Genomic DNA, 12,284 nt, shown 5'->3' on the forward strand with positions numbered 1-12,284 from the left:
ATAAGATATACGACTAGATGTAAAAGGAGAAAGATTGCATGAAAAAGATTATGATGGCTGTGGCTTTGGCGGGGACGATAGCAGGAGGAGCAATTGGTGGATTTTCGGATTTGGCTCAAGCGGAAGAGAATGTGGCGACATCTTGGGCATCCGAATATCCAACATTGATTGTAAACGGACATGAATTGGAGGCGGAACAAGGAGCAGGAGCGTATACGGACGAACGAAGCGGAGCGATCATGGTGCCGCTTCGCGCCGTTGCGCAAGCGTTGGGGTACAAGGTGGCTTGGCTGCCGGAAGAAGCGTCTGCCCGGATCGAAGACAGCATTCAATCTGCCAAGCTTCGGCTTGGGTCTGACGTGATGGTCGCGACAGGGAAACTTCAGGTGATTGATCTGTCGGGCGAGGTGGAATTGGAAAGCGTCGTCGTACAGAAAAACGGGCATATCTACGTTCCGGCCCGGGCTTTCGAGAAGTTTTTGAACGATGTGACGATTGAAAAAGGGACGGTATCCATTTCGCCGCAAATGTCCGAGCTTCAATCCGATTTTTGAACAAAAGGGGCGAAACGTCGACCTGTTCAATCCTGCGGATAAGCAATAATTCACAGCACCTACGCCGAAAAAAGCCGTTTTATCGCGTAATTGTCGCGTATGCGCACGAATGAAGGCCAAATTTTCTTTTCGAAGCTTCGATTCTTGCTGATTCGCAACAACCGTTACGGGGAGACGCCGAACGATCCTGCCGAATTGCTCCATTGTCGGGAAACGGGAAACGAGCAGACTCCGAGAAATAGGGATTTCGGCAGCCTCTCTCTTTTCCCCACAAAAAAACGAGGAACGGCAAAGCCAAACGGCTTCCGTCCCTCGTTTTTTTCAAAAATTCATACCCAACATCCGATTAGCGCTTCAAACTTTTACCGTTCGTCGCGATGACTTCTTTGTACCAGTTGAACGATTTTTTCTTGTAACGCTCAAGTGTGCCGCTGCCGTCGTCATGACGGTCCACGTAGATGAAGCCGTAACGTTTTTTGAGTTGAGCCGTCGACGCGCTGACCAGGTCGATACAGCCCCAAGTCGTGTAGCCCATCACTTCAACGCCGTCTTCGATCGCTTCGCCCACTTGCACGAGGTGATCGTTCAGGTAGTTGATCCGGTAGTCGTCTTCGACGGTTTTCTCGCCGTTTGCGCCTTCGATCAATTCGTCGACCGCGCCCAGGCCGTTTTCCACGATAAACAATGGCTTTTGGTAACGATCCCAGAAGTAGTTCAGGACGTAACGCAGGCCTTTCGGGTCGATCTGCCAGCCCCACTCGCTCGCTTGAAGGTGAGGGTTCGGCACGCCGCCGAGCAGATTGCCTTCGCCTCTTTTCTTTTGTTCCGGATCAGCCGTCTCGCAGATGCTCATGTAGTAGCTGAACGAAACGAAGTCGACGGTGTGCTTCAGCGCTTCTTCGTCGCCTTCTTCGAATTTGATCGTGATGTTGTTTTCGCGCAGGTAACGCTTCATGTAACCCGGGTAAGCGCCGCGCACGTGAATATCGGCAAACGCCATGTTTTTGTGATCGGATTCCATCGCTTGGATCACGTCGTCCGGGTTCGGAGTCAGCGGGTAGATCGGCATGCTCAGAACCATACAGCCGATTTGGAAGTCAGGGTTGATCTCGTGACCAATCTTAACCGTCTTCGCGCTCGCAACCAGCTCGTGGTGGATCGCTTGGTACAGGTCTTGTTTGCTCAGTTCTTTCTTAGGCGTCGAGATACCGCCGCTCATGAACGGCGCTTCCAGGATCGAGTTGATCTCGTTGAACGTCAGCCAGTATTTGACTTTGTCTTTGTACCGCTTGAATACCGTCGTGGCATAGTTGACGTAGAAGTCGACCAGCTTGCGGTTGACCCAGCCGTCATACTCGCGGGACAGGTGCAGCGGCGTTTCGTAGTGGGAAATGGTCACGAGAGGCTCGATACCGTATTTGCGGCACTCGTCGAACAGATCGTCGTAGAATTGCAGACCTGCTTCGTTCGGTTCGGCTTCGTCGCCTTTCGGGAAGATACGCGACCATGCGATCGAAGTACGGAAGACTTTGAAGCCCATTTCGGCAAACAGCTTCACGTCTTCTTTGTAACGGTTATAGAAATCGATGCCGATCAGCTTCATGTTGTCTTCGGTCGGATCTTGCGTGATCAAAGGATCGGCGTCGTGCCCTCCTTGGCCGATACCCCCTTTTGGCGTAACGTCCTGGATCGAGAAGCCTTTGCCGTCCGCGTTATATCCGCCTTCGAGTTGGTTCGCCGCTACCGCGCCGCCCCACAAAAAGTTTTCCGGAAACTGTGTAGTCATTATCGATTCACTCCTGTGTGTTAGAATGGAAGTAAAGTGCTTACCGTTAGCATAAATCGTGAAACGCGTTCCACGTCAAGCGTAAGGAGAGACGTTATGTCCAATCTTGAACAAATCGCAAAACTTTCCGGCTTTTCCAAGGCGACGGTCTCGCGCGTATTGAACAAATCCCGCCATGTCAGCCCCGAAACGAGAGAGAAAATTCTACAGGTTATCCGGGACATGGACTACGTGCCGAACCGCAACGCCGTCTCCCTGTCCAAAGGCAAAACGCTTCAGATTGGCATGATTACGGCAGGCATTACCGAGGTCATCCTTCCGTTTATGACGAGCTTTGTTGAAGTCGCGGCGGAACACGGCTTTCAAACGATCATTTATACGTCTGACTCGGATCGCAAACGGGAGCTGCAAGCGTTCGAGGATCTGAAGCAAAAAAGGGTCGACGGGCTGCTCATCATCACCTGCGTCAACGAATTGTCCGTCGTCAGCTCCTACAACAAATACGGTCCGATCGTGTCCTGGCAGCGGATGGACCGGCCGGATATTCCTTCGGTGGCGATGGATCAATACGACGGTTACGCGCTGGCGATCGAGCATCTGCTGTCGCGCGGCGTGACCCAGATTGCCAATGCTTTCGGGCGTCCGAGCAGTCTAAATACGCTGCGTCGAATTCAAGCCTACGAGGATAAAATGACGGCAAACGGACTTCCGATCCGCCGGGACTGGTATTTCAACGCCGTGTATCATCTGGAAGAAGGTCAGGAAGTCGTTCGCCGCCTGCTCGGCGCGCCGCTTCGGCAGCGGACGGGTACCTACGCGAGACGGGAAGCGGCGGCAGGCGAACCGGGCGTGCTGGAGGCGGACGAAAAAGCGCGCGAAACCGCCCGCTCCGCGGACGAACGCGCTTCTCGTCCGCGGCTGGAATGGACCTCCGACATGCCAGACGCGCCGCACGCGCAAAACGGCCGGCCTTCCGGGCGCGCTTGCGGGGACCCCGATTCTGACGGACCCGTCCGTCCTCACGGGCTGGCCGCCGCTCCGTTCGGCGAAGCCGCAACGTCGTACGCCGCAGCGCATGAAGCCCCGGTTCCTGCGAACGAACTTCCGCAAGCGATCTTGTGCGCCAACGATTACGTGGCGGCAGGTATTCTGAGCGAAGCCCGCCGAATGGGCTGGGACGTTCCCGGCAAGCTGCGCGTCGTGAGCTTCGACAATATGCAGATCGCGGGCACGCTCGGCCTGACCAGCGTGCAGAACCCGATTCGCGACCAGGCGCATAACGCTTTTGCGCTGCTCTCGCCCGATCTGCTCGGTCGGCAAATTCCGTTGAAACCGCTGGGCTTCAGCCTGATCGTACGCGAAACGACTTAAAACGAACACAAAGGAGACGATACGGCAATGCCTCGCAAGTCCAAAAGCCAGACCCGTGTATTGAACATCATTTCCGCCGCTTTATTGGCGCTGATCGTGATCGGCGTCGCGGTTCTGCTGCTGCAAAGCCAAGACGCGGCCTCCACGAATAAAACCGGCGATACGGCTTCGGACGCGACCGGTTCCGCCGCGCCAAGCGGTCCGGCGGCGGGCGATTCGGAGCCGGATAACTCCGCCCAACCCACCGACTCGGACGCCGAAACTGCGGCCAGCGATAACGCTTCGGACATCGACGCTTCGCAGCAAAGCGACGAAGCGCAACAAGCGCAGCCCGGCGATTCCGCCGCTGCGTCATCGGACGAAACCCCGGCTGCTTCGGATGCGAAAACGCCAGGTTCATCGTCCGAAGATACTTCGACCGACGGTAAATCGACCTCCGGCACCGATCCGTCGTCGGCCCCGACAAAATCCGCGACGCCGAATGAGTCTCCCGCCGCGGATACCGACAGCCCGCTCGCCGGTATGACGCTGGACGAAAAAATCGGCCAAATGCTGATCGCGGGCGTAAACGGCACCAAGCTTCGCGCGGAAGACCGCGCGCTGCTGCACGATTACGGCGTGGGCGGCGTCATTTTATACGCCAACAATATCGATTCGGCGGCGCAGACCCAATCGCTGATCGCGTCGATCCAAGCCGCGAATCCCGACGAGAAACGTCCGCTGTTCGTCAGCGTCGATCAGGAAGGCGGACGCGTAGCCCGGTTGAAAGGCGTGGACAAAATACCGACAGCCGGAAACGTGGGCAAGCAAAACGACGCAGCCTATGCCCGCTCGATCGGCGAGCAGTTGGGCGACCAACTGCTGTCGCAAGGCTTCAATCTCGATTACGCGCCCGTGCTCGACGTGAACAGCAACCCGGATAATCCGGTAATCGGCGACCGTTCGTTCGGCAGCAGCGCCGCGCTAGTTTCGAAGCTCGGCATCGCGGTCATGCAGGGATTGGAATCCAAAAAGATCATCCCCGTGGTCAAACATTTTCCCGGCCACGGCGATACGTCCGTCGATTCGCATATCTCTCTTCCCGTCGTGAACAAAAGCCTCGGCGATCTGGACAAGCTGGAACTGATTCCTTTTAAAAAAGCGATCTCGGAAGGCGCGGACGTGGTCATGATCGCCCATATCTTGCTTCCGAAACTCGACAGCAAGTATCCGTCTTCCTTGTCGAAAGCCGTGATTACGGATTTGCTGCGCGAACGTTTGGGCTTCGGCGGCGTGGTGATTACCGACGATCTGACCATGGGCGCGATCACGGAAAATTACGGCCTGGGCGAAGCCGCGGTACACGCCGTGCAAGCCGGAAGCGATATTCTGCTCGTCGCGCACGGCGCGGATAACGCGATCTCGGTCATCGAAGCGGTCAAGCAGGCCGTCGCGTCCGGCCAAATCTCCGAACAACGCATCGACGAAAGCGTGACGAGAATTCTCGCGCTCAAGCAAAAATATCTGCTGAACGACTAACACTTATGCCGATATATATCTCTTCGCTTCCAGACACGAAAAAGCCCCTGGCATCGGCCGGAGGCTTTTTTCATGCAAAGTTTCAAAACCCAACGTTGTCGACGAGTTCGATATTCCCGTTTTTGAACGTCGTTTTGGCTCCGTTCGCATTCACGAGCGTGTTTCGTTCGAACTTCACGTCGCGCACGGTTCCGTCGCCCCAGACCCCGATGCCGCGATGCGCGCCGTTGGTAATCGTATTTTCGATAAACTCCACATTGTCGATCGTGCCTTGCCCGGCGTAAACGAGCACGTTCGGATGTTTCTCCGGTTCTTTGATACCCGTATGATCCACCGTATTTCCGACCACCCGCACACCGTCGACGTTCATCGTATTGTACGAGCCTTCGGTCGCGATATAAATGCCGGCCATCATCGTATCCTTGACGCTGTTATTTTCGATCGCTACATGCTCGCCGCCCACGACGGAGATCCCGCGGGCTTTGGATAAGCCGCCCACCTCGTTATCCCGAATCGTCACCGCCCTCACCGGCACAGAGCTGGTCTTGTAGCTGACCACCGCGATCCCATCGTCTCCCGCTGCCGTAACCGTATTGTTTTCGACCATGATATCATGGCTTTCCGTCGTGATATGAATACCGTCCGCGCCGGTATTAGCCACCGTATTATTGGAGATCACTCCGTTATTCGCCCCGTACGCGACCATGATGCCGGCCGTGCTGGACTTGCTGACCGACACATTATCGATCACGAACCGGCTTGCTCCACGTACGGTGATGCTGTTCTTTTCATGTGCGCCGTTTCCCCGAGGGACCGTCGTCTCGTATACATGCTTCAGGTTGCGAAGAGAAACGCCGTCGCCTTTCAAGTCGATCGAACCTTTTTGGGGATCGGTGGAAACGAGCACCGTTGCAGCTTTGCCGGCTCCTTCTACCCGGATGCTGTCGATCGTGAATATTTTACTGAGCGTAAACGTTCCGGCGGGAATATGCAGCGTTTTGTTTTGCCGCTTGGCTGCCTGAGCCGCCGCGGCAAAAGCCGCATAATCGTCCCGACCGTCGTTCGCGACCGCTCCGAAATCGGTAACCGACAAGCCTGTTGCCGAAGCCGGCGAAGAAGCGCCGACCCCGGCGTCGGTCCTGTACACGGCCGACGGCTGACTTGCCGCGTAAGAAGAAGGAGAGTAAGATACAAATGCGCTACCTGCAACCAGGGACAATATAGCGGTACCGAGGAGCCGTTGATGTTTTCTCATGATGTTCGTCCTCCATTTTTGGTATACCATTTATTCCCACAAATTGGATTAAAATTCACATATTTTGTTCTTTTTCGTACAAAAAGACTAGATACACAAGATGAAATACCCAAATAAAACCATTTAAGTACAAAATATATCTAGTTATTCCGATCTTCCATATTAGGTCTTAAGAATATTTCTTCAATACCCCTATTCCCATTTTTGATTTCTTTTGGATTCATCGAGCGTTGTCCGGGTATGCGGCGTTTCCACATACGAAAAAGGCGACGATCGGGAAGATTCCCGGTCGTCGCCTTTTCGAAACGTTATAGCAAGCCTGCTTATTTACGCTTTGACCAACTGTTTCCCCAGATTGTCGCCGCTGAACAGACCCAAGAAAGCTTCGGGCGTCCGCTCGAATCCTTCGATGATATTTTCGCTGTACTTCAGCTTGCCTTCTTTCATCCAGCCTGCCATCTCCGGAATCGCTTCGCTATATCGATCTTGATACTGACCGACCAAGAACCCTTTGACGAGAGCAGTGCGCGTAAGCAGCAGAGGAAGGAAACGCGGCCCCGGCTCTTTTTTCGCTACATTATATAAGGAGATCTGTCCGCACAACGGAATCCGCGCATTCGAGTTCAACAGCTGGAACACCGCATCCGTCACTTCTCCGCCGACATTATCGAAGTATACATCCACGCCGTCCGGGCAAGCTTTCGCCAACGCTTCGTCCAGCGACTCCGTTTTATAGTTCACGACCGCGTCAAAGCCCAACTCTTCGGACAGATAACGATTCTTCTCTTCAGAGCCCGAAATTCCGACCACGCGAGCGCCTTTGATCTTGGCAATCTGGCCTACGATCATGCCGACCGCGCCGCCTGCGCCGGATACGACCACCGTCTCGCCCGCTTTCGGCTGCCCGATATCCAGCAAGCCGAAATAAGCGGTTAATCCGGTCATGCCCAGGACGCCGAGCGCCGTTTGGATCGGAGCAAGATCGGGATCGACCGGAGACACCTGATCGCCGCTTACCGTCGCATGCGTCTGCCATCCCCAACCGCCTAGTACGATATCTCCGACTTTGCGCGAAGCATGGCGGCTTTCGATAACCCGACCGATCGAGCCGCCGCCCAGCGTACCTCCGATCTCGTAAGGCTTGGAATACGACTTGGCATCGTTCATCCGGCCGCGCATATACGGGTCCACCGACAGGTATAGCGTCTCTACCGAAATCTCGCCGTCCTGCGGCGCTTCCAGTTCTTCCGTCTTCAGTTCAAAATTATCCGATGTCGGCATACCGTCAGGACGGCTGGCCAGCACAAAGCGTTTTTTCTGTGTCATGATGCGTTCACCTCCGTTAAAATTCGCCCAAAGCTTCTTTGAAGGGCCACTTTTATAGTTTACCCCTTACGAAGCAAAACTCCCATTTTAGCGTTTTTGCATTCTTCCGTCTTCTTTTCTTCCATTTCGATCCGATTCACAGTCTTTTTCTATCGAACATGTCATGTATCGTAACATATTCGTGCATTTTTTGGCTGACAACCCTCTTCTTTTCCGCTAAAATGAAAGCAAAGAGTTCTTTTGAGATTTTTTCATGTAAACAAGTGAATACCTAAATCTTTCATTCATTCTTTTTCAATATAAAATATTAATGACTAAGGAGTGCGAATATGGGCAGAAAAAACCGCAAAGTCGCAATTATCGGATCGGGTCTGGTCGGATCAAGCTGTGCTTACGCCATGATCAACCAATCTATCTGCGACGAGATCGTCATTATCAGCCGCAACCATGAGCATGCGCTAGCGCAGGCGCTCGATCTGTCCCACTGCGCCGACTTCACCTCAACGCGTACCCGCGTACGTGCCGGATTCTATTCCGATTGCAGCGATGCGGACATCGTGGTGCTCACGGCAGGTGCAAATGTCAAAGCCGGCCAAACGCGGATGGATATCATCGCGGACGCCGCTTCCATTACCCGCGAAGTCGTCACTGCCGTCATGGCCAGCGGATTTGACGGCATCTTCGTAGTCGCATCGAATCCGGTTGACGTCGTGACGCTGATTACCGCCCAAGTGTCCGGCTTGCCGCGCCACCGGGTTATCGGCACCGGCACGTCTATCGACTCCGCCCGTCTCAAAACACTGCTCGCCGACGTTTTCCAAGTCGATCCTCGCAGCGTGCATGGCTACGCCATGGGCGAACACGGCGAATCCCAATTCGTCGCCTGGTCGCACGTCACGATCGGCGGCAAACCCATCCTGCATATCATCGAAGAACACAAGCTGCGTTTCCCGGATCTTGACCTGAACGATATCGCCCGCAAAACCAAAGACGCAGGCTGGGAAATCTTCACCCGCAAAGGCTCCACCCAATTCGGCATCGGCAGCGCCATCGCCTACATTACACGCTCCATCCTAAACGACGACCACCGCATTATCGCCGTCTCCGCGATCCTGGACGGCGAATACGGCCAATCCGACGTTTGCGTAGGCGTCCCTGCCATCATCGGCGACGGCGGCATCGAAGAACTGATCGAATTCAACCTGAGCGACGACGAAAAAGCATCGTTCGAACGCTCCTGCGATATGATCCGCACCGGCCTAAACAGCATCACCATGCTCTCCTAATCCAATCACTTAACTAAATTGCTTTTTCCGTACAGAAACAGCCCGGAAGCCACTCCTTCCGGGCCTTTCCTTTTATCCCTAACAAGCTGAATTCGCGATTGTGCCTCCAGGCGGAGGGAGAAATTCAACGAAAAACGCCTTTGAGCCAAGAAAGCCAACGGCTTTCTCAGCGAGACAGCGCTTTGAGTGAATTTCTCCCTCCGCCGCCCCGCACACCTCACGTATTCCGCTTCCGCCGCACCATCAACCCGAACACCCCCAACATCACCGCCAACGAAGCCGCCATCGAAAGACAGAATACCGAAAACCGTTTCCCGTCCGTCATCGGCGAAGCCGCGTATTCGTCCAGCCCCATATCCAACATCGCCGTTGCATTATCGCCCGTTCGGACGGACGCGTACTCCGCGACCGTTCCTTCCTGCGCCAGCGCCGCCGCGGCGGCCGCGATGCCGACGTCGACCGGATTCGCCGATTCGGCACGAACCGGGCCGGCCGACAGCGGCGTGACGATCGCGACGGCCAGCGCCGCGACCAACAGTTGTTTGGTTATCATGAACATTGCCCCCTTGTATATAAAGAACCGATGCCGCGTTCCGTATATCCGTCATGCGACATCCAGCGTTTTCCTTTTCCTTTTCCTACTTTTATCAACGTCGAAAGCGGCAAGTTCGTTAATAGCCGCAAGCAAGCTTCACAAAAAATACTTTCCTAAACGCTGTTTGGTTTCACCTTTATACCGGTTTTCGGTTGAAATACGTCAATCCCGCCGCCAAAAACAACACGAAGCTGCCGCCCACCGTTATCAGCAAACTTTCGATCGGCAAGCCGAATGCGCCAAAGTCATACTCGCCTCCCGCCTGCATCATCACCAGCATCGGCTGCGCCCACGGATAATAAGGACCATAGGTAGCCGAGTTGGCGATCAAGATGTTCGGGATAGTAAAGATCACATTCAACACAAGCGGTGCGGCAAAACTGCTCCACATGGTGGACACGAACAATTGCAGCGCGGCCAGCGGCAGACAAGCGATAAATCCGCCGATCAATTTGATGCCGAAGTCTCCCCACGGAATCAGGGCGAGATCATATCCTTTGAGCGCGCCTACGCCGACTATCGCAATAAAAAATAACAATTGGTTCAGCGCGAGCGTACCCATTACGACCAGCAGTTTGGAGAAATATAGCGCGCTGCGCGAAACGGGAAGCGACAAAATCTGTTTCCAGCCACCGCCTGCGTGCTCATACCGACACACATATGCCGAGAAAATTCCCGTCATGATCGGCAGGAACAGCATGGCGTGCAGCACTACCATCGCAAGCATCAACCCCGCCCAGGCTTCTTCTCCACTACCGACGCTGGTCAGCAGCCCGATCACTGCACACAATACCGGATCAATAACGGCAAGCAGCATGATTTGGGAACGTCCGAGCTTGATCCGTTCACTTCGCAATGCGGAAATCCAAGTTCCCATTTACGCCACGTCCTTTCTGGAAAAGTGTAAAGAACCGAGCAGGTACAGCACGATAAAGACCGCGATGCCCAGGCCGACGAACGTCAGCGTTTGCTGGCCGTGCGCCACGAATCCCGGCCAGGACAACGGCAACGCGTGCGGCAAGGAAGCCCCGAAGACCGATACCAGCGAAGCCGTGATGCCCAGCGCGATCGGAATCGCCTGGTTGCGCACCGTCAACGTGAGCCACAGCATCACGCCCAGCAAAGGCAGCGCCGCCAACATCGGATACAAGCCGGAAGTCAGCAAATCCAGGTAAGGAATCGGCCCGTCGAACTTTAGCGCGAGGCCGAGAATCAGCGTGGACCCGCTCAACAACGCACAGGCGACCAGCAACTGAATCAAACAGCTCAGAAATTTGGAAGCGAACACCTGGGAGCGCCGGACCGGCAAAGCCAGCGTCTGTTTCCATGAATTTTGCCGGTTCTCGATATTCGCGATCATCGACATCAATAAGGTCATCGCCAGATAGATTGCGATCGGCACGAACAACCCCGTCGATTCGATCAGTCCTCCCCAGGCGTCTCCGGCATACGCGTCGTAAACCAGATAGTCGTACCGCAGACCGAAGTTAAGCGCCTGCATCGCCGCCAATCCGACAGGCCCGATAAACACGACCCACCAGATCCCGGTTCGGCGCATTTTCAGCAGGTCCGCCGCAAGAAGTTTGCCGATCATCGCGCAGCCTCCTTCCGCAATCCGGCCGCTCTGGGCGCGCTGGCTTCATGACGCTCGGAAGACGCGTTCGACGCGCCCGAAGTCATGGTCAGGAACAGGTCTTCCAGCGATTTGCGGCGCTCTTCCACCCGGTAGATACTATGACGTGCGTCTACCAGTGCGGCAACGAGACGGGCAATCTGTCCGTTATCGATGCCTTTGAACACCAGATGGCCTTGATCGAGTCGCGGGAAGCATCCCTGCTCACGCGCGGTAATCATAGCGGCGTCCGGTTCGGACAACGCGATATGAATTTCGCTTCCGGCCTTGCGCTGCAAATTCGGAATGCTGTCCTGAAAGATCATTTTGCCCTGATTGACGATGCCTACGCTGCTGGCCATCTGTTCGACTTCGCTGAGCAGGTGGCTGGAGACAAGCACGGTAATGCCTTGCTGCTGCGGCATTTTTTTGATCAACTCGCGGATTTCCAAAATGCCCGACGGATCAAGTCCGTTTGTCGGCTCGTCCAGAATGAGCAGCTCCGGGCTACCCAGCAGTGCCGACGCGATGCCGAGCCGCTGCTTCATGCCGAGCGAATACCCTTTGACCGAGCGTTTGGCGTCTTTGGTCAAGCCGACGGTATGCAATACTTCGTCGATCCGGCTTTTCGGCACGTTCAAAATGCGGCGGATCGTCTCCAGGTTCTCCACCGCGTTCAGATGGCCGTAATAAGACGGGTATTCGACCAGCGAACCGACGCGGCGCAAAATCTTGATCCGCTCCCTTTTCAAATCCTGGCCGAAGATCTGCACCACGCCGCTATCCGGCTTGATCAGCCCCAGGAGCATACGGATCGTCGTCGTTTTTCCTGCTCCGTTCGGTCCGAGGAATCCGTAAATCTCGCCACGCGGGATCGCAAGATTAAGCGCGTCCACAGCCGGCGTGCCTTTATATTTTTTCGTCAAGTTCCGGGTCTCGATCATCATGTCTGTCATTGTCCCTCACCTCTCGTTTTCTTAT

At 55.0% G+C, this 12,284-nt stretch carries 11 protein-coding genes; 4 read left to right on the plus strand and 7 right to left on the minus strand.

Annotated features, from left to right (window positions below):
- Positions 1 to 38: 38 nt before the first annotated feature.
- Positions 39 to 554 (plus strand): stalk domain-containing protein, encoded by a 516-nt coding sequence (locus WKI47_RS13330; RefSeq protein WP_340227633.1) that lies wholly within the window; start codon positions 39 to 41, stop codon positions 552 to 554.
- Positions 555 to 900: 346 nt separating this feature from the next.
- Here WKI47_RS13330 and WKI47_RS13335 read toward each other — a convergent pair whose 3' ends face one another.
- Positions 901 to 2,340: a glycoside hydrolase family 1 protein gene (locus tag WKI47_RS13335; protein WP_340227634.1), complete on the minus strand. Its 1,440-nt coding sequence runs from the start codon at positions 2,338 to 2,340 to the stop codon at positions 901 to 903.
- A gap of 96 nt (positions 2,341 to 2,436) precedes the next feature.
- On the opposite strand from WKI47_RS13335, the gene WKI47_RS13340 reads away from it, so the two are divergent.
- Together WKI47_RS13340 and nagZ are read left to right on the plus strand one after the other, a co-directional pair.
- Positions 2,437 to 3,711 (plus strand): LacI family DNA-binding transcriptional regulator, encoded by a 1,275-nt coding sequence (locus WKI47_RS13340; RefSeq protein WP_340227635.1) that lies wholly within the window; start codon positions 2,437 to 2,439, stop codon positions 3,709 to 3,711.
- 27 nt (positions 3,712 to 3,738) lie between these two features.
- Positions 3,739 to 5,229, plus strand: coding sequence for a beta-N-acetylhexosaminidase (nagZ, locus tag WKI47_RS13345; protein ID WP_340227636.1), 1,491 nt, complete (start codon positions 3,739 to 3,741; stop codon positions 5,227 to 5,229).
- Between the two features lie 82 nt (positions 5,230 to 5,311).
- On the opposite strand, the gene WKI47_RS13350 is transcribed toward nagZ, so the two are convergent.
- Together WKI47_RS13350 and WKI47_RS13355 are read right to left on the minus strand one after the other, a co-directional pair.
- Entirely contained in the window at positions 5,312 to 6,484 is a 1,173-nt protein-coding gene (locus WKI47_RS13350; RefSeq protein ID WP_340227637.1) for a right-handed parallel beta-helix repeat-containing protein, read from the minus strand.
- Positions 6,485 to 6,811: 327 nt separating this feature from the next.
- Positions 6,812 to 7,810, minus strand: a complete 999-nt coding sequence (locus tag WKI47_RS13355; RefSeq protein WP_340227638.1) for an NADP-dependent oxidoreductase — start codon at positions 7,808 to 7,810, stop codon at positions 6,812 to 6,814.
- Between the two features lie 329 nt (positions 7,811 to 8,139).
- Between WKI47_RS13355 and WKI47_RS13360 the strand changes: the two genes are divergently transcribed.
- Positions 8,140 to 9,096 (plus strand): L-lactate dehydrogenase, encoded by a 957-nt coding sequence (locus WKI47_RS13360; protein WP_340227639.1) that lies wholly within the window; start codon positions 8,140 to 8,142, stop codon positions 9,094 to 9,096.
- A gap of 217 nt (positions 9,097 to 9,313) precedes the next feature.
- On the opposite strand, the gene WKI47_RS13365 is transcribed toward WKI47_RS13360, so the two are convergent.
- The 4 genes from WKI47_RS13365 to WKI47_RS13380 all read right to left on the minus strand — a co-directional run bounded on the left by WKI47_RS13365 (position 9,314) and on the right by WKI47_RS13380 (position 12,259).
- Positions 9,314 to 9,649, minus strand: coding sequence for a hypothetical protein (locus WKI47_RS13365; protein ID WP_340227640.1), 336 nt, complete (start codon positions 9,647 to 9,649; stop codon positions 9,314 to 9,316).
- A 178-nt stretch (positions 9,650 to 9,827) separates the two neighbouring features.
- Complete coding sequence (locus tag WKI47_RS13370) at positions 9,828 to 10,568, minus strand: ABC transporter permease (RefSeq protein ID WP_340227641.1); 741 nt, start codon at positions 10,566 to 10,568, stop codon at positions 9,828 to 9,830.
- Positions 10,569 to 11,285 (minus strand): ABC transporter permease, encoded by a 717-nt coding sequence (locus WKI47_RS13375; protein ID WP_340227642.1) that lies wholly within the window; start codon positions 11,283 to 11,285, stop codon positions 10,569 to 10,571.
- A complete protein-coding gene (locus WKI47_RS13380; protein WP_340227643.1) occupies positions 11,282 to 12,259 on the minus strand; it encodes an ABC transporter ATP-binding protein in 978 nt (325 codons plus the stop codon). The genes WKI47_RS13375 and WKI47_RS13380 overlap by 4 nt, the downstream gene beginning before the upstream one ends.
- Positions 12,260 to 12,284 lie beyond the last annotated feature (25 nt).

Source organism: Saccharibacillus sacchari (genome assembly GCF_037722395.1).
Taxonomy (GTDB): domain Bacteria; phylum Bacillota; class Bacilli; order Paenibacillales; family Paenibacillaceae; genus Saccharibacillus; species Saccharibacillus sacchari_A.

What these genes read in the sequence shown, in the direction of transcription:
- WKI47_RS13370 (WP_340227641.1), bottom strand. Translation starts at nt 10,568, where the DNA reads ATGGGAACTTGGATTTCCGCATTGCGAAGTGAACGGATCAAGCTCGGA.
- WKI47_RS13330 (WP_340227633.1), top strand. Translation starts at nt 39, where the DNA reads ATGAAAAAGATTATGATGGCTGTGGCTTTGGCGGGGACGATAGCAGGA.
- nagZ (WP_340227636.1), top strand. Translation starts at nt 3,739, where the DNA reads ATGCCTCGCAAGTCCAAAAGCCAGACCCGTGTATTGAACATCATTTCC.
- WKI47_RS13365 (WP_340227640.1), bottom strand. Translation starts at nt 9,649, where the DNA reads ATGATAACCAAACAACTGTTGGTCGCGGCGCTGGCCGTCGCGATCGTC.
- WKI47_RS13360 (WP_340227639.1), top strand. Translation starts at nt 8,140, where the DNA reads ATGGGCAGAAAAAACCGCAAAGTCGCAATTATCGGATCGGGTCTGGTC.
- WKI47_RS13375 (WP_340227642.1), bottom strand. Translation starts at nt 11,285, where the DNA reads ATGATCGGCAAACTTCTTGCGGCGGACCTGCTGAAAATGCGCCGAACC.
- WKI47_RS13350 (WP_340227637.1), bottom strand. Translation starts at nt 6,484, where the DNA reads ATGAGAAAACATCAACGGCTCCTCGGTACCGCTATATTGTCCCTGGTT.
- WKI47_RS13340 (WP_340227635.1), top strand. Translation starts at nt 2,437, where the DNA reads ATGTCCAATCTTGAACAAATCGCAAAACTTTCCGGCTTTTCCAAGGCG.
- WKI47_RS13380 (WP_340227643.1), bottom strand. Translation starts at nt 12,259, where the DNA reads ATGACAGACATGATGATCGAGACCCGGAACTTGACGAAAAAATATAAA.
- WKI47_RS13355 (WP_340227638.1), bottom strand. Translation starts at nt 7,810, where the DNA reads ATGACACAGAAAAAACGCTTTGTGCTGGCCAGCCGTCCTGACGGTATG.
- WKI47_RS13335 (WP_340227634.1), bottom strand. Translation starts at nt 2,340, where the DNA reads ATGACTACACAGTTTCCGGAAAACTTTTTGTGGGGCGGCGCGGTAGCG.